The organism is Variovorax sp. 05T418 (genome assembly GCF_056396385.1).
The window spans coordinates 1-18,526 of sequence record NZ_JBFTLJ010000005.1 but is presented as its reverse complement, the minus strand read 5'-3'; the positions used below and the strand labels follow the sequence as shown (position 1 = coordinate 18,526).

General features: G+C 67.6%; 18 protein-coding genes, 1 tRNA gene and 1 riboswitch. Of the genes, 2 read left to right on the top strand and 17 right to left on the bottom strand.

What is annotated here, in order from left to right:
• Positions 1-119: 119 nt before the first annotated feature.
• From AC1DMS_RS12180 to AC1DMS_RS12145, 8 genes are all read right to left on the bottom strand, one after another.
• Positions 120-734: a hypothetical protein gene (locus tag AC1DMS_RS12180; RefSeq protein WP_478181070.1), complete on the bottom strand. Its 615-nt coding sequence runs from the start codon at positions 732-734 to the stop codon at positions 120-122.
• Positions 731-1,792 carry a tyrosine-type recombinase/integrase gene (locus AC1DMS_RS12175; protein ID WP_478181069.1) on the bottom strand — a complete coding sequence of 354 codons (1,062 nt, stop codon included), beginning with the start codon at positions 1,790-1,792 and terminating at the stop codon, positions 731-733. The genes AC1DMS_RS12180 and AC1DMS_RS12175 overlap by 4 nt, the downstream gene beginning before the upstream one ends.
• An 83-nt stretch (positions 1,793-1,875) precedes the next feature.
• Positions 1,876-1,951 (bottom strand) — tRNA-Asn (locus AC1DMS_RS12170).
• Positions 1,952-2,041: 90 nt separating this feature from the next.
• Entirely contained in the window at positions 2,042-4,231 is a 2,190-nt protein-coding gene (locus AC1DMS_RS12165; protein WP_012747504.1) for a TonB-dependent siderophore receptor, read from the bottom strand.
• Positions 4,228-5,157 (bottom strand): thiamine phosphate synthase, encoded by a 930-nt coding sequence (gene thiE, locus AC1DMS_RS12160; protein ID WP_012747505.1) that lies wholly within the window; start codon positions 5,155-5,157, stop codon positions 4,228-4,230. Before thiE ends, AC1DMS_RS12165 begins: the two co-directional genes overlap by 4 nt.
• Positions 5,154-5,975 carry a thiazole synthase gene (locus tag AC1DMS_RS12155; RefSeq protein WP_012747506.1) on the bottom strand — a complete coding sequence of 274 codons (822 nt, stop codon included), beginning with the start codon at positions 5,973-5,975 and terminating at the stop codon, positions 5,154-5,156. The genes thiE and AC1DMS_RS12155 overlap by 4 nt, the downstream gene beginning before the upstream one ends.
• 35 nt (positions 5,976-6,010) lie before the next feature.
• Positions 6,011-6,214 (bottom strand): sulfur carrier protein ThiS, encoded by a 204-nt coding sequence (gene thiS / locus AC1DMS_RS12150; RefSeq protein ID WP_012747507.1) that lies wholly within the window; start codon positions 6,212-6,214, stop codon positions 6,011-6,013.
• The gene (locus tag AC1DMS_RS12145) at positions 6,211-7,302 is read right to left on the bottom strand and encodes an FAD-dependent oxidoreductase (protein ID WP_012747508.1); all 1,092 of its coding nucleotides are present in this window, start codon (positions 7,300-7,302) and stop codon (positions 6,211-6,213) included. Before AC1DMS_RS12145 ends, thiS begins: the two co-directional genes overlap by 4 nt.
• A 140-nt stretch (positions 7,303-7,442) precedes the next feature.
• Here AC1DMS_RS12145 and thiD point away from each other — a divergent pair, with 140 nt between their 5' ends.
• Positions 7,443-8,306 (top strand): bifunctional hydroxymethylpyrimidine kinase/phosphomethylpyrimidine kinase, encoded by an 864-nt coding sequence (gene thiD, locus AC1DMS_RS12140; protein WP_012747509.1) that lies wholly within the window; start codon positions 7,443-7,445, stop codon positions 8,304-8,306.
• On the opposite strand, the gene AC1DMS_RS12135 is transcribed toward thiD, so the two are convergent.
• Positions 8,254-9,594 (bottom strand): purine-cytosine permease family protein, encoded by a 1,341-nt coding sequence (locus tag AC1DMS_RS12135; protein ID WP_012747510.1) that lies wholly within the window; start codon positions 9,592-9,594, stop codon positions 8,254-8,256. The genes thiD and AC1DMS_RS12135 overlap by 53 nt on opposite strands.
• A 76-nt stretch (positions 9,595-9,670) precedes the next feature.
• Positions 9,671-9,778, bottom strand: a riboswitch (TPP riboswitch).
• A 117-nt stretch (positions 9,779-9,895) separates the two neighbouring features.
• Between AC1DMS_RS12135 and AC1DMS_RS12130 the strand changes: the two genes are divergently transcribed.
• Entirely contained in the window at positions 9,896-11,200 is a 1,305-nt protein-coding gene (locus AC1DMS_RS12130; RefSeq protein ID WP_012747511.1) for an aspartate aminotransferase family protein, read from the top strand.
• Here the strand turns inward: AC1DMS_RS12130 and AC1DMS_RS12125 are convergent.
• From AC1DMS_RS12125 to AC1DMS_RS12090, 8 genes are all read right to left on the bottom strand, one after another.
• Complete coding sequence (locus AC1DMS_RS12125) at positions 11,187-12,260, bottom strand: NAD(P)/FAD-dependent oxidoreductase (protein ID WP_049826086.1); 1,074 nt, start codon at positions 12,258-12,260, stop codon at positions 11,187-11,189. The two genes, AC1DMS_RS12130 and AC1DMS_RS12125, sit on opposite strands and share 14 nt — an antisense overlap.
• Positions 12,218-12,547: a ferredoxin FdxA gene (gene fdxA, locus AC1DMS_RS12120; RefSeq protein ID WP_012747513.1), complete on the bottom strand. Its 330-nt coding sequence runs from the start codon at positions 12,545-12,547 to the stop codon at positions 12,218-12,220. Before fdxA ends, AC1DMS_RS12125 begins: the two co-directional genes overlap by 43 nt.
• Positions 12,548-12,590: 43 nt before the next feature.
• Positions 12,591-13,928: a GTP-binding protein gene (locus AC1DMS_RS12115; protein ID WP_012747514.1), complete on the bottom strand. Its 1,338-nt coding sequence runs from the start codon at positions 13,926-13,928 to the stop codon at positions 12,591-12,593.
• Positions 13,928-14,881: a sulfate adenylyltransferase subunit CysD gene (gene cysD / locus AC1DMS_RS12110; protein WP_012747515.1), complete on the bottom strand. Its 954-nt coding sequence runs from the start codon at positions 14,879-14,881 to the stop codon at positions 13,928-13,930. The genes AC1DMS_RS12115 and cysD overlap by 1 nt, the downstream gene beginning before the upstream one ends.
• Before the next feature lie 43 nt (positions 14,882-14,924).
• Positions 14,925-15,557, bottom strand: coding sequence for a phosphoadenosine phosphosulfate reductase domain-containing protein (locus tag AC1DMS_RS12105; RefSeq protein ID WP_012747516.1), 633 nt, complete (start codon positions 15,555-15,557; stop codon positions 14,925-14,927).
• Between the two features lie 20 nt (positions 15,558-15,577).
• Complete coding sequence (locus AC1DMS_RS12100; RefSeq protein WP_012747517.1) at positions 15,578-15,973, bottom strand: DUF934 domain-containing protein; 396 nt, start codon at positions 15,971-15,973, stop codon at positions 15,578-15,580.
• Entirely contained in the window at positions 15,970-17,748 is a 1,779-nt protein-coding gene (locus AC1DMS_RS12095; RefSeq protein WP_012747518.1) for a nitrite/sulfite reductase, read from the bottom strand. The genes AC1DMS_RS12100 and AC1DMS_RS12095 overlap by 4 nt, the downstream gene beginning before the upstream one ends.
• 336 nt (positions 17,749-18,084) lie before the next feature.
• A partial coding sequence (locus AC1DMS_RS12090) for an integrase core domain-containing protein (RefSeq protein WP_478181068.1) occupies positions 18,085-18,526 on the bottom strand: 442 nt, incomplete at its 5' end.

The window sequence follows — 18,526 nt, the reverse complement described above, 5'->3', positions numbered from 1 at the left end:
CTGACAGGACCCGCCTCAACACAAGTGCGTGTTGATTCGAGGAGTCTCGCGACTGCGTGAGTTTTTTCCTTAGTGGCGAAATCGCAGTTTTGCCACCAATTGCGATCAGGGTGCGGGCCTCAACGCTTCGACTTCATCGCCCGCCGGTAGCTCTTGGGGTCAGGGGTGCCGTAGTGCTCGACGCCTTCCGCATACAGTTCCTGGCACATCTTCGCGCCGATGGCCAGCTTTGCTCCCACTTTTTCGAACAGTTCCGGGCTGATGGGTAAGGTCGGATCCTCCCTGAGAGCCGACATGATTGCATCGGAGACTGGCCAGATCAGGCGCTTCCTCTTGGCGATGATCTTGCGCTTGTCTTCGGTGACAGGGCGCGCATCGAACGCCCCGTCCAGCGAGGCGTTCTCGAAATTCAAGAAGGCTTGCATGCGAATCACAAACTCCCGTGCCAACCACTCGGGCGGCGACACCCCGTGGTCGAGGCATTGGGCGATCGCCTGCAGGAGGGCGACTCCGTTTTCTTCGATGAGGGAACGGTTGTGCCGCAGCACCGCGATCACGAGCCAGCGATCGAAATCGTCCGACTGCAATGGGGGCATGGCGTTGCGCTCGTCTTGTGTGAGATCAGCGTGAGGGTCGGGTTCGCGCAGCATCCTCCTACTGTGGACGGAGGGTGGTGCAGGGCGGGTTCGCTTCTTTGCAACCTTGCCGTCATGGACCTTTGGGTTCGCCTTCATTGAATGCCTCCGAGAACTCGATTGACGAGCGCGGCCTTGTGGCCGGTCGCCAGGTGGCTGTACCGTTTCGTGACCTGCAGCTGCCGGTGCCCGAGCAGGTCGCCGATTTCCAGCAGGGTGGCACCGTTCTGCGCCAGCATCGACGCGCAAGTGTGACGCAGGTCGTGGAACCTGAAGTTGCGCACCTTGGCGGCGCGCAGCGCCTCCTTCCAGCGCTCCTCGAATGCGTACGGCTGGGAAGGGTTGCGTGACGAGGCGAACACCCGCGAGGACGGTGCGGCCCCGGTGCCGAACGACCTGAGCAGGCCCGCCACCGCCGGCACCAGTGGCAGGGTCTTGGGGTCGCCGTTCTTGCTGCGGCCGACGTAGGCAACGCCGTGCCCGTGGTCGATGTCCTGCCAGCGCAGCCCCAGCAGTTCGCCCTTGCGTGCCCCCGTGGTGAGCGCGGTCAGCACCAGCAGGTAGAGGCGGGGGTAGGGGGAGGCCTTGCAGGCCTCGAGCACGCGGACCCGCTCCTCCTCGGACAGGAAGCGGGTCTGCTCGTTGTGCTCGGCGCGGCGCTCGATGCTGCGGCACGGGTGAACCCAGCCCTTGGGCGCGACGCGGCGCTTGATCGCCCAAGTGAAGACCGCGGCGATGCTGGCGCTGTAGCGGTTGATGGTGGCGGGCGCGATCGCCTTGCGCTTGGCCTTGTAGATGGGCTTGCCGGTCGCATCCAGCCCGGCGTAGTAGGTGGCGCGGCACTGGGAAAGGTCCTCGAGCGCGGCGTGCACGTGATCGTCGGTCACATCCTGCAGAGCGAGGTGGCCGATGTGGCCCGCCCACCACGACAGGCGCTGCGGGCGCGTCGTGTCGCGGCCGGCGTAGTGCGCCATGTACAGGTTGATCAGCGTTACGACCGTGATGCCGCCGGCCCGCATCGGGATTGCGGGCAGCGCGCCGGAGCGAACGCCGGAAAAAGAAAGGCCTCCCTCGGGGAGAGGGAAGCCTGTAGAGCCGGTTTGCAGCACGCTGTCAGACGCACTGCCGTCACCGGCGGACTTGTTCACTGTTGCCATTTCGGGACTCCTTGCGATCTAGGACCCGCCGTTACCGGCGGACTATTCGCGGAGACCTGAAAGGCCCGTCAACTCAAGAGTTTTGGCTCCTCGACCTGGGCTCGAACCAGGGACCTACGGATTAACAGTCCGGCGCTCTACCAACTGAGCTATCGAGGAACAAGCCTCAGATTATAGCGTGATTTTTTGGGCCTTTCGAGCGCACCAATGTGGCCGCCATAAATTTCTGAAAAAAATTCGGGCACTCATTCAGAGCGACACGCTCAAGCCCAGGCGCAGCGTGCGCGGTGCACCTGGAAAGAGATAGACGTGGCCGAACTGGTAGGGCGATTCCTTCCAGTAGCGGCGATCGAACAGGTTGTCGATGGCGATGCTCCAGCTCGTGTTCACGCCGCGCAGCCGGGTGTCGTAGCGCAGCACGGCATCGACGCGCGTCCATGAGGGCAGGGCGATCGAACCATCGGGCAGCACGTTGCGCCGGCCTTCATGCGAGAGCTGTCCGAGCAACTCGAGGCCCGGCACCGAAGCCACGCGGTAGCCGGCCTGCGCGCGCAGCACCTGCTTGGGCACGTTGGTGGGCGACTGGCCGTTGGTGGCCGGCTCGGCGGTGCTTCCGCGGCGCTTGGCATCGATCAGCGTGACGCTGCCTGCAAGGCGCCAGGGCCCCGTGTTCCACTGTGCGCCCGCTTCGAGCCCGCGGTGCACGGCGCTGCCGTCGTAGCGTCCGTCGCAGGGTGTGGTGCCGAGACGGTTGCAGGCATCGAGGTTCGTCATCGGGCGCTTGATGTCGAACCACGCGAGCTGCCAGGCGAAGACGTCGCTTCCGCCCTTGAGGCCCAGCTCCCACTGGCGCGAGGTCAGCGCGGGCAGCGCCTCGCCGGCGTTGTTGTACTGCGAACTCTTGTTCGGCACCACCTGCGACTCGACGCCCTTGCCCCAGCTCGCATAGGCCAGCAGGCCCGGCTGGATGGCGAAGCTGGCGGCGATCCATGGGGTGGTGATGCCGTCCTTGTAGCCGGTGGGGCGCGTGCCATCGGTGCGGATGCTGTCGCGGTCCAGCCGCGTGTGGCGCACGCCGAGCCAGGTGGTGAAGCGGCTGTTCCAGCGGATCGCGTCCTGCACCGAGAGCTCGGTGGAACGCTCGTCGCGGTTGGTGTTGGCGTCGGTCAGCGTGGGGTCGGGCGGCACCACGGCCGTGGCCCACACGTTGCCGGTGCCGACGTAGTTGTAGGCCTGGTCCTGGAAGCGGTTGCGCACGTGGCTCGCGAGCAGGCCGAAGCCGAGCTCGTGCCGCACGCTGCCGGCCGTCACGTTGCCCTTGAGGTTGAGGCTGCCGGCCGTTTGCGTGCGCCGCTCGTTTTCGCTGCGGAAGTCGTAGAAGTCGAAGGTGCCGTCGGGGCCGTAGCGATCACAGTAAGAGAAGTTGCTTTCAGGGTGGCAATCGAAGCCGAAGGCATAGGCCAGGCGGTCATCGGTCTTGAGCCTTTGCTGGCCGATCTGCGCGCTCCAGCGCCAGTCGGCATTGAGCGCCTGGCTGAAGCGCACGCTGCCGGTGAGCGCGTTGAATTCCGAAGGCTGCGACCACGGCTGGTTGTTGAGGTTGATCCTCGGATCGACCGGCACCGGCAGCGTGCTGCCCAGCAGGCTGAAGCCGTTCTGGCTCGGCTGGGTCTTGTGGCTGCGCTCGATCTCGAACTCGAGCACCGAATCGCGCGTGATGCGCCAGTCGCCCGCCAGCGAGAACAGGTTGCGGTTGCCGTCGAGGTTGTGCACGAGCGGCTTGAGGTTTTCGCTCGCGATGTTGAGCCGGTAGCCGAACTCGCGGTTCGCACCGAAGCGCCCGCCCAGGTCGAGCGCGCCGAGCACGCTGCCGCGGCTGGTGGTTTCGATGCGCAGCGTGCGCAGGTCCTGCTCGGTGGGCCGCTTGACCACGTAGTTGACCAGCCCGCCCGGCGCGCTGGTGCCGGCCTGGATGCCGCTGGTGCCGCGCAGGATCTCGATGCGCTCCTTGTTGTCGAGCGGGATCGATGTCTCGGCGCTGATCGGCAGGCCTTCGCGCCGGTAGTTGAAGCGGTTGTCCAGCACGAAGCCGCGCACCGTGAGGTAGTCCCAGTAGCCGGCCGAGTTGTAGGCATCGGTCACCGAGGAATCGAACTGCGTGAGGTCGGCGAGGCGGCGCGCGCCGCTCGTGCGAAGCTGCGTGCTGTCGATCACCGTGGCCGAGAGCGGCAGCTCGCGCAGCGGCACGTCGCCGAAGCCGCTCACTTCGGCTTGCGGGGCGGCGCTGCTTTCGTTCACCGTGATGGCGGGCAACTGCTCGGTTGGCTGCTGGGCTTGCGCGCCGCCGGCCGCCAGAAGAAGAAAGGTGGTGGCTACTGCACGAGAGACCGGCGTCAGCGGCCAGGATCGGAATTTCTTTTGTGTCATTGCTTCGTTCATGTGGCGGCGGCTATCGACGCCATCCATTGCGCGGCCGTGGCCTCGGGATCTTCTGCGGCGACAAGCGCGCGCACCACGGCGACGGAGCCGACGCCGGTGGCCAGCACCTCGGGCAGCCGCACAGCGTCGATGCCACCGATGCCCACCTGCGGATAGCCGCGCAGCAGGCGCGCATAGGCCGCTAGCCGCGCCACGCCCTGCGGTGCGGTCGCCATCTTCTTGAGGGTGGTCGGATACACCGCGCCCATCGCGATGTAGCTCGGGCTCACCGCATCGGCGCGCACCATCTCGGCATAGCCGTGGGTGCTGACGCCGAGCCGCAGGTCCGCATCGCGGATCTGCTGCACCTGTTCGGGCGCGAGCGCGTCGAGGTCTTCCTGGCCCAGGTGCACGCCGTAGGCACCCGCGGCAATGGCCGTCTGCCAGTGGTCGTTGATGAAGAGCAGCGCGCCGGTGCCGCGCACCGCGTCGACGGCCGAATGCACTTCGCGCTCGGTGGCTGCCGCGTCGTCCGACTTGAAGCGCAGCTGCACCGTGGGAACGCCGGCGCGCGCCATGCGGCCGACCCATTGCGCATCGGGCAGCACGGCGTAGAGGCCGAGCCGTTCGGGGCAGGGCGCGAAGGCGTCGTCGCGTTCGGTGGGCGGGAACGCGCGCATACCGAAATCGACGGGCGTTTCGGGCCACTGGTTGGCATCGAAAGCACCGGTGCGCGCCGTCTGCGCCTGCCAGGCGCGTGCCAGGCATTCGGCATCGATCTCGATGAAGCCGAGCGCCGTGCAGGCCTGCTTTGCGCCGCGGTACACCGGCTCGTCCGAGGAAAAGCGGCCCGCTGAAATGGCCGCGGGCATGTTGGTGCCGAAGCGCAGCCCGTGCGTCGCGACGATGGCCTGCGAGATGGCGCGGGCGTCTGTCGAAGCGCTCATGGTGCGTGATGCCAGAAGGGCGTGCCGAGCACCGGCGTGCTGGGCTGCGCGGAGTCTTGCGCGGCCATGGCACCGGCGCGGTGGGCGGCGCGGCCAGCCTGCACGGCGTCGGCGAAGGCGCCGGCCATCGACACCGGGTCTTGCGCCAGCGCCACGGCGGTGTTGAGCAGTACGCCGTCGTAGCCCCATTCCATGACCTGGCAGGCATGCGAGGGCAGGCCGAGGCCCGCATCGACCAGCATCGGCACGCTGAGCCGCTCGCGCAGCAGCTGCAGCGCGTAGGGGTTGACCGGTCCGCGGCCGGTGCCGATGGGCGCCGCCCAGGGCATCACGGCCTGGCAGCCGACGTCGACCAGCCGCTGGCACAGCACGAGGTCCTCGGTGCAATAGGGCAGCACCTGGAAACCGTCGCGGATCAGCTGCGATGCGGCATCGACGAGGTTCAGCGTGTCGGGCTGCAGCGTGTAGTCGTCGCCGATCAGTTCGAGCTTGATCCATGGCGTGTCGAACAGCTCGCGCGCCATCTGCGCGGTGGCGATCACCTCCTGCACGCTGTGGCAGCCGGCGGTGTTGGGCAGCACCGGCACCGCGAGCCGGCGCAGCAGCTCCCAGAAGCCGTTGCCGCTGTCGCTTGCGCCGGGGCTGGCGGACTGGCGGCGCAGCGAGGCCGTCAGCATGGCGGGCTTGGCGCGCTTCACCGCGGCTTCGAGCAGGTCCGGCGAGGGATAGCGCGCGGTGCCCAGCAGCAGGCGGCTATGGAAGGTCTGGCCGTAGAGAACCAGCGGATCGTTGTCCGGAATTGCAGATGCGGTCGTCATGGTGCGTGTTGTCTCCATCTCTGTGGGTTGCTTGTTCAGCCGCCGGTCACGGGGCGGATCACTTCGATGCGGTCTTCGGGCTGCAGCGCGCGCGCCGCATGGGCCGAGCGCGGCACGAACTCGCGGTTCACGGCCACCGCGAACGGCGGCACCGCATCGAGTGCGGCCAGCGCGTCGACCACGGTGGCGCCGTCCGGCAGCGTGTAGGGCTTGTCGTTGATCAGGACATTCATCGTCATGCTTCGGGTGTCTCCAGGCCGAGCTTCTGCGCGAGCGCAGAGCGGCCGTGCACGAGCAGCTCCATGGCGGCGTCGAGCACGGCGGGCGCAATCATGAAACCGTGGCGGTACAGGCCGTTGATCTGCAGCACGCGCGGCTGCGGCTGGCGGATCGCGGGCAGGTTGTCGGGCAGCGTGGGGCGGCATTGGGTCGCGATCTCGAGGATGCGGGCTTCGGCGAAGCCGCTGTGCACCGCATAGGCCGCGCTCAGCAGCTCGAGCGTGGAGCGCACGCTGGCGGGCGACATGTCGTCGGATTCGATCTCGGTCGCGCCGATCACGAACACGCTGCCGGGCTTGGGTGCGATGTAGAGCGGATAGCGCGGATGCACCAGCCGCGTGGGCCGCTGCAGCCTCACCTCGGGCGCATGCACGCGGACGACTTCGCCGCGCACGCCGCGCAGCGCGTTCCACTGCGGCTTGGCGCCGAGGCCGCGGCAGTCGATCACCCAGTCGGGCTGGCCCGGCGTGCCCGGAGAAAAATCGCCAGGCGTGCGTGGCGACTGCCAATGCAGCTTCACCCCGGGGCTGGCCTGCAGCGTGGCCAGCAGCGAAGCCAGCAGCGCGCGGTTGTCGAGCTGGCCTTCGCCCGGAAGGAACAAACCCTGCGCGAAGCGCTGGCCGAGCGACGGCTCGAGCGCGGCAATCCCGCTGCCGTCGAGCGTGCGCATGGGGGCGAGCTCAGGCACCTGCGTGCCGGTGCGCGCCAGCACGCGCGCGAGCCGCGCGGCCTCGGCGGCGTCCTGGCGGTGCCACAGCACCAGCGTGCCTTCGCGCTGGAAGAACACGGGCTGCGCCAGCGGTGCCAGCAACTCGGGCCAGCGGCCCAGCGCGTACTGCCCCATGCGCACGAGCGGCACCGGCGCCACGGCCGATTCGGCCAGCGGCGCGAGCATGGCGGCCGCCACGCGCGCGGCGGCGCCTTCGGCTTCGGGGCTGCCCGCTTCGAACAGCTCGACCTTGCAGCCGGCCCGCGCCAGCGTGACCGCGAGCAACCGGCCCATGAGGCCCGCGCCGAGGATGGCGGCGGATTGGAATGGGAGGCTCATGGTCTTGCTTCTTCCCCCGCCGGGGGAAGGTGGGGAGGGGGGCCACCGGAGCGCCCCGTGGATGCGCCGCGCGCCCCCGCCCCGGCCCTCCCCCGGAAGGGAAGGGAGCAAGGCAGGGCCAGTCGCCGATAATTTTCAGCATGACCCAAGCACTTTCCGACGCGCCCCAGGGGCCCCTGCGCTACGCACGCGTGCTCTCGATCGCCGGCTCCGACAGCGGCGGCGGTGCCGGCATCCAGGCCGACCTGAAGACCTTCGCGGCGCTCGGCTGCTACGGCATGACGGCCATCACGGCGCTCACCGCGCAGAACACGCTCGGCGTGTCGGGCATCCATGGCGTGCCGCCGGCTTTCCTCAAGGCGCAGATCCAGGCGGTGGTCGAGGACATCGGCGTGGATGCGGTCAAGCTCGGCATGCTGCATGCGCCCGAGGTGGTCGAGGTGGTGGCCTGGGCCATCGATCACTACCGGCTGCCCAACGTAGTGCTCGACCCGGTGATGGTCGCCACCAGCGGCGACCGCCTGATCGCCTCCGAAACCGTGCAGGTGCTGGTGCGCGAGCTGTTCCCGCGCGCCGTGGTGGTCACGCCCAACCTCGACGAAGCGGCCTTGCTGATCGGCCATGCGATCGGCGGCATCGATGCCCTCGACGATGCGGCCAACGAACTGCTGGCGCTCGGCGCGCAGGCCGTGCTGCTCAAGGGCGGGCACTTGCCGGGCGACGAGGTGGTCGACGTGCTGCTGCAGGCGGGCGGCGCTCGAAAGCGGCTGGCCTCGCAGCGCATCGCGAGCCGCAACCTGCATGGCACGGGCTGCACGCTGTCGTCCGCCATTGCCGCGCACCTGGCGCTGGGGCTTGCGTTGCCCGAGGCCGTCGAATGCGCGCGCGCCTACATCCTCGGCGCGATGGCCGCCGGTGCGCATGTGAAGACCGGCGCGGGACACGGTCCGCTCAACCACGGTTTTGCGCCAGTGCCGACGCACCGCCTGCCGCCGTCGGCGTAGCCTTGGGCCGGCTGGCCCAGGCCAGCAGGAATGTCGCGGCCAGCGTGGGCAGCGCCGAGCCGAATTGCGGCGCCCACTTGGCGAGCGCGTGGTAGGCCGCGATGCCCGCAATCCAGATCAGCGCCGCGCCCAGGTCGACCCGGCGCGTGCCCACCGACAAGACCGCCTGGCCCGTGCCCAGCCGCCCCAGGATTACGCCGTAGAGCGGCACGAACACCGAACTCAGCATCAGCAGGAACGGCTCGAGCGTGTGCATCGGCAGCACCAGCGCGAGCGCCGTGCACAGCGCCGCCAGCAGGAGGCCCCAGCGCCGCACGCTCCAGCGCGGCAGCAGGCTATGGGTGGACACCGAGCCCGAATACACATCGCCGTACGCGTTGTCGAGCTCGTCGATCAGGATCAGGCCCAGCGCCACCAGGCCGCCTTGGGCGAGCAGCAGCGCGGTGACCAGGCCGGTGCCCGGCTCCGCCACGCTCACCACCATCACGCCGAGCGCATAGCACCAGACGTTGGCCAGCGCATAGCCGATCCAGGTGCCGCTGAAGGCGCTGCCCAGGCCGCCTGCGCTGCGCTTGCCGTGGCGCGCGTAGTCGGCCACCAGCGGCAGCCACGAGACCGGCATCGCAATCACCAGGTCGAGCGCGCTGAACATGCCCATGCCGCCGTCGCCGGGGCGCGCCCAGAAGGCGTCGAGGCCCTTGGCTTGCAGGCGCGTCGCGAACTGCCAGGTCAGCCAGAGCAGAGAAAGCACCACCAGCGGCAGGCCGAAGCGGCTCACGAAGCGCCGCACCAGCTTGACCATGGAGCCGGCCAAAAGCGCCAGCAGCACCGCGCCCCAGAGCAGCGTGGTGAGGGCGCCGCCCAGCGGCCCGCCGAGCGCCAGGCCGAAGGCCTGCTGGCCGATCGCCTGCGTGCCTTCGCGCATGATGACGAGCTCGAAGGTGGTCCAGCCCACCAGCTGCACGATGTTGAGCAGCACCGGCAGCCGTGCGAAGGCGCTGCCGTAGGTGGCGTGCATCAGCCCGGCGCTCGCCAGGCCGCTCTCGCAGCCGAGCCGCGCAGTCCAGGCCAACAGGCCTGCGCCGAGCAGCGAACCCAGCACGATCGCGATGGCCGCGTCGCGCGTGCCCACCGCCGGCACCAGGTAGGCACCGATCTGCATCACCAGCAGCCCGACGCCCAGGCTGAACCAGAGCGATGCGTGGTCGTGCCAGCCGAACACGCGCTGCGACGCGGGCAGGGGCGCCAGCGCCTCGTTGGCGGAAGAAAGTTCGTCGTCGTGTGCCATCCAGTTGCTCCAGTGCAAAAGGTTTGGCAGGTGGGCGAGGCTCCGGCGGTGGAGCCATCGCGCGAGACAACGCGACAGGCCGCCGGACCAGCTTCCCTGCGCGAGGATTACCTCAGTCAGGTTCAAAGGGACTCTCTCAGTCAGCCCCGGAACGGATCCCGGTTCGACACCCCTAGCGGTGGTGCTCCGCGCCGTGGCGCAAAGCGGAAACTATTGTACGAGCCTGTGCGCCCAGCCTCCAAACCATGGATGATGGTCCGGATATGGCAATCCGCATGCCGCCACTTCGAGGATGTGTTCCATGAGCGATTCCGCAATCGACCAGTCCCTTGCCCAGGCCTTCCAGCGCTTCACCGAGGCCAACCCGGCCAGCCGGCGCCAGTTCGAGGCGCAGGTGCGCTACATGCCCGGTGCCAACAGCCGCTCGGTGCTGTTCTATGCGCCGTTTCCGCTCACCATCGCCAAGGGCGAGGGCGCTGCGCTCTGGGATGCCGACGGCCACCGCTATGCCGACTTCATCGCCGAATACACGGCCGGCGTCTACGGCCACTCGGCACCCGAGATCCGCGATGCCGTCGTCGAGGCAATGCAGGGTGGCATCAACCTCACGGGCCACAACCTGCTCGAAGGAAGGCTCGCCAAGACCATCTGCGAGCGCTTTCCGCAGATCGAGCAATTGCGCTTCACCAACTCGGGCACCGAGGCCAACCTGATGGCGCTCACGGCCGCGCTGCACTTCACGGGGCGGCGGAAGATCGTGGTGTTTTCGGGCGGCTACCACGGCGGCGTGCTCGGGTTCGGCGCCAAGCCGCTGCCGACGACCGTGCCCTTCGACTTCCTGGTGCTGCCCTACAACGATGTGCAGGCTGCGAGCGAACAGATCGAGAAGCACGGGTCGGAGATCGCCGCGATCCTGGTCGAGCCGATGCAGGGTGCGAGCGGCTGCATTCCGGGGCGCCTCGACTTTCTGCAAGCACTTCGCGAGGGTGCGACGAAGGTGGGCGCGCTGCTGGTCTTCGACGAGGTCATGACCTCGCGCCTCGCACCGAACGGCCTCGCCAACAAGCTGGGCATCCGGTCGGACCTGACCACGCTGGGCAAGTACATCGGCGGCGGCATGTCGTTCGGCGCTTTCGGCGGGCGCTCGGACGTGATGGCGCAGTTCGATCCGCGCACCGGGTCGCTCTCCCATTCGGGCACCTTCAACAACAACGTGATGACCATGGCGGCCGGCTATGCGGGCCTCACGAAGCTGTTCACGCCCGAGGCGGCAGGCAGGCTGGCCGAGCGCGGCGAGGCGATGCGTGCGCGGCTCAATGCGCTGTGTGCGAAAGAGGATGTGGCCATGCAGTTCACCGGCGTCGGTTCGCTGATGAACGCACATTTCGTGCGCGGGGAAGTGCGGCGCGTGGACGACCTGGCGGCGGTCGACGGGCGGCTGCGGCAGTTGCTGTTCTTCCACCTGCTGGGCGAGGGCATCTACGCCTCGCCGCGCGGCTTCATCGTGCTGTCTCTGCCGCTGACCGATGCGGACATCGACCGGTTCGCCGCCGCCATCGGCCGCTTCATCGGCGAATACCGCGCGCTGCTGCCTAGCGCGAAGTAGCCACGCCCAGCAGCTCGTGCAGCCGCGTGCTGGTGGTCGTGTACTGCAGCGGAATCGCCTTGCCCGGGAACACGATGGCGGTGGCGCCCCAGGCCGCCAGCGTGGCTTCATGGAAGCCGCAGACGATGAGCTTCTTCTTGCCCGGATAGGTGTTGATGTCACCCACCGCGAACACGCCGCGTTCACGGGTTTCGTACTTCTCGGTGTCGACCGGCACCTGCTTGCGCTCCAGTTCCAGGCCCCAGTCGGCAATGGGGCCGAGGCGCGGGGAGATGCCCAGGCAGGCGATCAGCGCGTCGAGCGGCAGGTCGACGGTGGTTGCGTCGGGCGTGGTGATCTGCAGTTGCCTGCCGTCGAAAGCGGTGGGTTGGCCGACCTTGAACGCGAGCTTGCCGTCGGCCACCAGCGCGCGCATCGACGCGACCAGCGCCTCGTCGGCCTGGAACCCGTCGCGCCGGTGGACCAGCGTGACCTGCTTCGCAATGGCCGTGAGCGCGATGGCGGTTTCCAGCGCCACGTCGTCGCCGCCATTCACCACCACCGCCTGCCTGGCAAAGCGGTCCAGCGAATCGGGGTGGTAGAAAAGCGAGCGGCCTTCGAACTGCGCAATGCCTTCGAGCGCGATGCGCTTGGGCACGAAGGCACCGACACCGGCCGCGATGAACACGGTCTTCGCCAGGAAAGCCGTGCCGGCGGTGGTGGTCAGCAGCAGGCGCTCGTCGGCCTGCCGTTCGAGCGTGGCCACCTGCTCGCCAAAATGGAACTGGGGCTTGAACGGCTCGACCTGCTTGAGCAGCGACTGCGCGAGTTCGCTTCCGTTGGTGACCGGCGTGCCCGGAATGTCGTAGATCGGCTTGCCGCCGTAGAGCGCCACGCACTGGCCGCCCGCGGTGGGCAGTGCATCGACGATATGGCAGGAGATCTCGAGCAGGCCGAGCTGGAAGGCCTGGAACAGCCCGACCGGACCGGCGCCGATGATCAGCGCGTCGGTTTCGACGGGGGCTCGGCCTTGGGGGTTCAACGGACCAGTTCGCCGACCTTGTCGGTCTTGTCTTTCCATTCTTCGGCGTCGGGCAGCGCGGGCTTGCGCTTGGTGATGCTCTTCCAGCCATCGGCCACCGCGAGTTCGGCGTTGAGCTTGATGAACGCGATCTGGTTGGCCGGAAGGTCTTCCTCGGCATAGATCGCGTTGACCGGGCACTCGGGGATGCAGACGGCGCAGTCGATGCATTCGTCCGGGTCGATCACCAGCATGTTGGGGCCTTCGCGGAAGCAATCCACGGGGCATACGTCCACGCAGTCGGTGTATTTGCAACGGATGCAGGCTTCGGAGACGACGTGGGTCATTTGTCTTCTAACGTCAGTGTGAGGTCGGGGAAAACCCCAGATTTTAGGCCTTTGCGGCGGCAGGCTGCACGAGCACGGCGGCAGCGGTCTTGTGGGAGGCCGTATCGACCAGCACCAGCGAGCCCAGGGCGCGCGATTGCGTGAAGGGCAGCACGGCCAGCGGCTGCTGCAGCGAAAGCACCACGTCGCCGATGGAATTGGCTTCCAGCTGCGTTGCGGGCTCGGATTCGAGCGTGGTGATGTTCACCCGGTCGACGATGCGCGCCACCTTGGCCTTGACCCAGCGGTGGCCCTGCAGCGCCCAGTAGACGCGGCCCGCGACCAGCGGCTCGTCGTCGAGCCAGGCCACGGTGGCGGTGATCTCGCGCATCGGCTCGAAGGCGCCGGGCGCCAGCAGCCAGTCGCCGCGCGAGACGTCGACCTCGCGGTCGAGCACGATGCCGGCGCTGTGGCCCGCATGCACCACCTTCGGCTGCCGCGTGTGGCTCAGCACCTGCGCGACCGTGGCGGTCTGGTTGCTCGGTAGCACGGTCACGCGCTGGCCCGGTTCCACATGGCCGGAAGCCACGCGGCCCCAGAACACGCGGCGGCCCTGCGAGGTGTCGGCCGAGGCCGAGAACTTCTCGACCCACTGCACCGGGAAGGCGAAGGGCACGTCCTCGTCCTGCGCGGTGACCGGCAATTCCTCGAGCAGTTCGAGCAGGCTCGGGCCCTCGTAGCCGACCCAGTCGCCATGGCGCGTGGCCACGTTCCAGCCCTTGAGCGCCGAGATCGGCACGATGGCCGCCACCTGCACGCCGGCCGCTTCGGCAAAGGCGTTGAGCGCGGTCGAGATGCGCTCGAAGGCCAGGCCCGCGTCGTCGATGGCGTCGAGCTTGTTGACCGCGAACACGATCGACTGCACGCGCAGAAGGTGGCACAGCAGTGTGTGGCGGCGGGTCTGCGGCAGCAACTCGCGCTTGACCACGGTGCCGTCTTCCACTTCGGCGGCCCAGGCCAGCTTGGTGGCATCGACCAGCACCACGGCGGCATCGGCAGCCGAGGCGGCCGTGACCATGTTGCGGGTGTACTGCTCATGGCCCGGCGCGTCGCCGATGATGAACTTGCGCTTGGCGGTCGAGAAGTAGCGGTAGGCCACGTCGATCGTGATGCCCTGCTCGCGTTCGGCCGAGAGACCGTCGGTCAAAAGGGCCAGGTCGGTTTCGCCGCCGCGCTGCACGCCGGCGAGCTGGTCCTGCAGCACGGTCTTGCTGTCGACCAGCAGGCGGCCGATCAGCGTGCTCTTGCCGTCGTCGACCGAGCCGCAGGTGATGAAGCGCAGGGCGGTGCCGGTGTCGCCGTGGAGGGCGGTGTTGTCAAGGGTTGCCGTTGTCGTGCTCATCAGAAATACCCGTCTTTTTTGCGCTTCTCCATCGAAGCTTCCGAAGTCATGTCGTCCATCCGCGTCGCGCCGCGCTCGCTGACGTCGACGCTCAGCGTCTCGAGGACCACGTCGCCCGCGTCGGCCGCCAGGCTCTCGACCGGGCAGGTGGTCGTGATGTCGCCCACGGTGCGAAAGCGCACGTCGCGCACCTGCACGGTTTCGCCGTCGCGCGGCGGGGTGAGTTCGGTCACGGGCACCAGCAGGCCGCGGCGCTCGACCACTTCGCGCTTGTGCGTGTAGTAGATCGACGGCAGGCCGACGTGCTCGCGCTCGATGTACTGCCACACGTCGAGCTCGGTCCAGTTGGAGATCGGGAACACGCGGAAGTGCTCGCCCGGTGCGAGGCGGGTGTTGAACAGCGTCCACAGCTCGGGGCGCTGGTCCTTGGGCTGCCATTGGCCGAAGGAATCGCGGTGCGAAAAGATGCGCTCCTTGGCGCGCGCCTTTTCCTCGTCGCGGCGCGCGCCGCCGATCAGCGCGTCGAAGCGGAATTCTTCAATGGCCTCGAGCAGCGTGACCGACTGGTGCGCATTGCGCGATTCGCCGGGGTGGGCGAGGCGCACGGTGCCGCGCGCCATCGAATCTTCCACGCTGCGCACGATGAGTTCGGCGCCCAGTTCCTTCGCGCGCTGGTCGCGGTAGGCCGTCACTTCGGGGAAGTTGTGACCCGTGTCGATCATCAGCAGCGGGTACGGAATGCGGCCGGCGCCAAAGGCCTTTTCCGCGCACTTGAGCAGCACCAGCGAATCCTTGCCGCCTGAGAACAGCAGGGTGGGGCGCTCGAAGGCGGCCGCCACTTCGCGCAGGATGAAGACGGTTTCCTCTTCCAGCGCATCGAGATGGGTGTTGGACAGGCGCGCGGGAGAGTGCATGGGCGGCAGCAGCAGTTCGGTTTCGGTACGGGCGTTCATCGGGGTGGGTGCTGGATGCGGAGGATCGGCGAGGCGTGGGCGCTCAGTGCGAGAGGTGCAATCCGCACTCGCGGTTGTCTTCGCCCTTGGTCGGGTCCACGTAGTCGAAGTTGTTGGGCAGGCCATGCGCTTCGCAGTACGTGTACAGGTCCTTGGACGACCAGTGCAGGAGCGGCGCGACCTTGATCAAGCCGTCCGGATTGACGCTGACCGGGTCCATCTGCGCGCGCACGGCCGTGTCGGTGGCCCGAAGCGCGGTGAACCAGACCTGCGGTGCCGTCTCGCGCAGCGCGCGGGCAAAGGGCTCGAGCTTCACTTCCTCGGTAAAGGCGGCATGGCGCGGATCGTCGAGCGCCGGCGTCGGGCCTTCCACGGCTTCGCGATGCGCACGCGAACGGCGCGGCAGGTAGATGTACAGGTCCAGGCCCAGCTGCCTGGTCACCTCGTCGGCAAAGCGGTAGGTGGCCTCGGTGTTGTAGCCGTTGTCCATCCAGACCACAGGAACATCGCGCTTGGCGCGCGTGACCATGTGCAGGATCACCGCCTCGAACGGGCGGAAATTGGTGGTGACGATCGCGCGCTGGCCGAGGCCGATGGCCCAGTCCACCAGGCCCTCGGCGTTGCGGCCGAGTTCGGCGTTGATGCGTGCAAGATCGATGTTCGTGGCGATGCTCATGTCGATGGTTCCGTGCGGGCTCAGGTGCCGGCCGCGAAGTGCGGCGCGGGCTTTATTGCATCGCCCTGATAGAAGGCCGAGAAGCGGTCGAACTGGCGCTGTGCGTCGGTGGCGTCCACGCCTTCCTTGAGCACGGCGCTCGAGAAGCCGGTGCGTTCCATCTGCACCAACTGGTCGATCAGCACGTCACCGGTGGCGCGGATGTCGCCCTTGAAACCGAGCCGGCGGCGCAGCAAAAAGGCCTGGCTGTAGGCGCGGCCATCGGTGAACTTCGGAAAGTTCAGGTCGATGCGCTCGATGTCTTCCAGGCACACCTCGATGGCGAGCGGATCGGCATCGTTGGGCAGCTGCAGCACCTTCGGGTCGCCGTCGTCGATATGTTCCTCGGCGGCAAGGATGTTGAGGCGCCGGTTCATGCCGCTTCCTCCACCTTGAAGCGCGCACCGTTGGCCGCGGCCTTGAACGGGTCGTGGCCGACGCGGCGCAGCGTGTCGATGAAGGTCTCGCCGCCTTCGCGGGTGTCGCGGTAGGTGGTGAGCACGGCCTCGATCACGCCCGGCACTTCGGCCGCCGAGAACGAAGGGCCGACCACCTTGCCGGCCTGCGGCGTGCCGCTGAGGGCCGAGCCGTCGGAGCCGCCAAGGGTGACCTGGTACCACTCCTTGCCGTCCTTGTCGACGCCCAGGATGCCGATGTGGCCGCTGTGGTGGTGCCCGCAGGAGTTGATGCAGCCGCTGATGTGCAGGTCGATCTCGCCCAGGTCGTCGAGTTCGTCGAGGTCTTGATAGCGCTCGGTGATGGCTTCGGCAATGGGAATGGAGCGCGCATTGGCCAGCGCGCAGAAATCGCCGCCGGGGCAGGCGATCATGTCGGTCAGCAGGTGCACGTTGGCGCTGGCAAAGCCGGCCGCGCGGGCAGCGAGCCACAGCGCGTGCAGGTCTTCGGCATGCACCCAGGGCAGCACGATGTTTTGGTCGTGCGTGACGCGGGCCTCGCCGGCCGAGAAGCGTTCGGCCAGTTCGGCGAGCGTGTCGAGCTGGTCGGCCGAGGCGTCGCCGGGCGCCTGCTTCAGGCGCTTGAACGACAGCGTGACGGCACGCAGCGCGGGGTTCTTGTGCGCGGCCACGTTGCGGGCCAGCCAGCGCGCGAACATCACGTCGTCGTCGGCGTGGGCACGCAGCTCGGCGTCGGTCTTCTCGGCGCTTTGCAGCACGCGGGTGGCGAGCGTCGGCGGCACGAAGGAGGCGGCCACACGGTCGTACTCTTCCTGCGTGATGGTGTGCGGCGCGCCGTCGTGCTCGATGATCTGCTTGTACTCGGCCTCGACATCGTCGATGTAGCGCTGGCCTTCGGCCTTCACGAGGATCTTGATGCGCGCCTTGTAGATGTTGTCGCGGCGGCCATAGCGGTTGTAGATCCGGATCACCGCTTCGAGGTAGTTCATGATCTGCTGCCACGGCAGGAACTCGCGCAGCACGGTGCCGATGATCGGCGTGCGGCCCATGCCGCCGCCCACCTGCACACGAAAACCGATCTCGCCCGCTTCGTTCTTCACGAGCCTCAGGCCCACGTCGTGCCAGCCGGTGGCGGCGCGGTCTTCGGCGGCGCCGGTGATCGCGATCTTGAACTTGCGCGGCAGGAACGCGAATTCAGGATGCAGCGTGCTCCACTGGCGCATGATTTCGGCGTAGGGGCGCGGATCGGCGATCTCGTCGACCGCGATGCCGGCGCGCTCGTCGCTCGTGATGTTGCGGATGCAGTTGCCGCTGGTCTGGATGCCGTGCATGTCGACCGAGGCCAGCAGGTCCATCACGTCGGCCGACTTCGACAGCGGAATCCAGTTGTACTGGACGTTCTGGCGCGTCGAGAAGTGGGCGTAGTGCGTGGGCAGCTTGTGGCTGCCGAGCAGGCCCTGCGTCTCGACGGCCTTGCGGTAGACCTCGGCTTCGGGCTCGTCGTACTCGCGGGCGATGCGGGCGAGCACGCGCAGCTGGCGGCTCGAAAGCTCGCCGTAGGGCACGGCCACGCGCAGCATCGGCGCGTAGCGCTGCACATACCAGCCGTTTTGCAGCCGCAGCGGACGGAACTCGTCTTCGTGCAGGCGGCCCTTCTGCCAGCGCTCGAGCTGGTCTCTGAACTGGGCAGCCCGTTGATGGACGAACTGGCGATCGAATTCTGTGTATTGGTACATCGTGCGTGTGATCTTGAAGAAGTGCGGTGCCGCACGTACAACGGGGCGCCCCAGCAAGAAGCGGAGATTCTGAAACCGGGGCTTATGGAAGCAAACTATTTTTTGGTTCGGGCTTTATGCGGATAAGCTTATTCTTCAGTGTTCATGCGGGTTTGCGGGCGGTTGGATGCTTATTCTGGATAAGGGCGATAGGGGTTTTTTTGGGGGGCGACGTGGGTTGATTTTTTTCCGGGGCCGGGTCTCGCCCCGGCGGGCGAGCTACTTTCTTTTGCTTCGCTGTATGGACCGGGGACCTGGGTAACAGGTGTGCGGGGACATAGTAAACACCTTGGACGCTCAGGTTGGAGTGGCGAGGTTGCGCAGGTCCAGCCGCATGAAGCGGTGGTGGCAGAAGAAGGCGTCGAAGCAGCCGTCAACCTTGGGGGCCGGCCGCATCGCCACGGGCAGCCTGTGCAAGGCACTGGACAGGCGCAGCTTGCGACCCTCGAAGTGCACCCAGCCGTTCCAGCCCACCGTGAGCACCTGGTCATCGGGTCCATATTCGATCGGTGCCAGCACGGCAGGCAGGGCCCGAGGGCTCACCTGATAGCGCGCTGCGGGTGTTTGCATGCCCAGCGCCTCGTGCGGGCGCTCGTGGTTGTACACGCTGCGCCAGTGCTCGAAGGCGTCCTGAGCCTGAGCCAGGTCCATGAAGCTGCGTCCGTTGAGCACCTCGGCCTTGAGCGAACGATGGAAGCGCTCCAATTTGCCATTGGTCTGCGGGTGGTAGGGCGCGCTG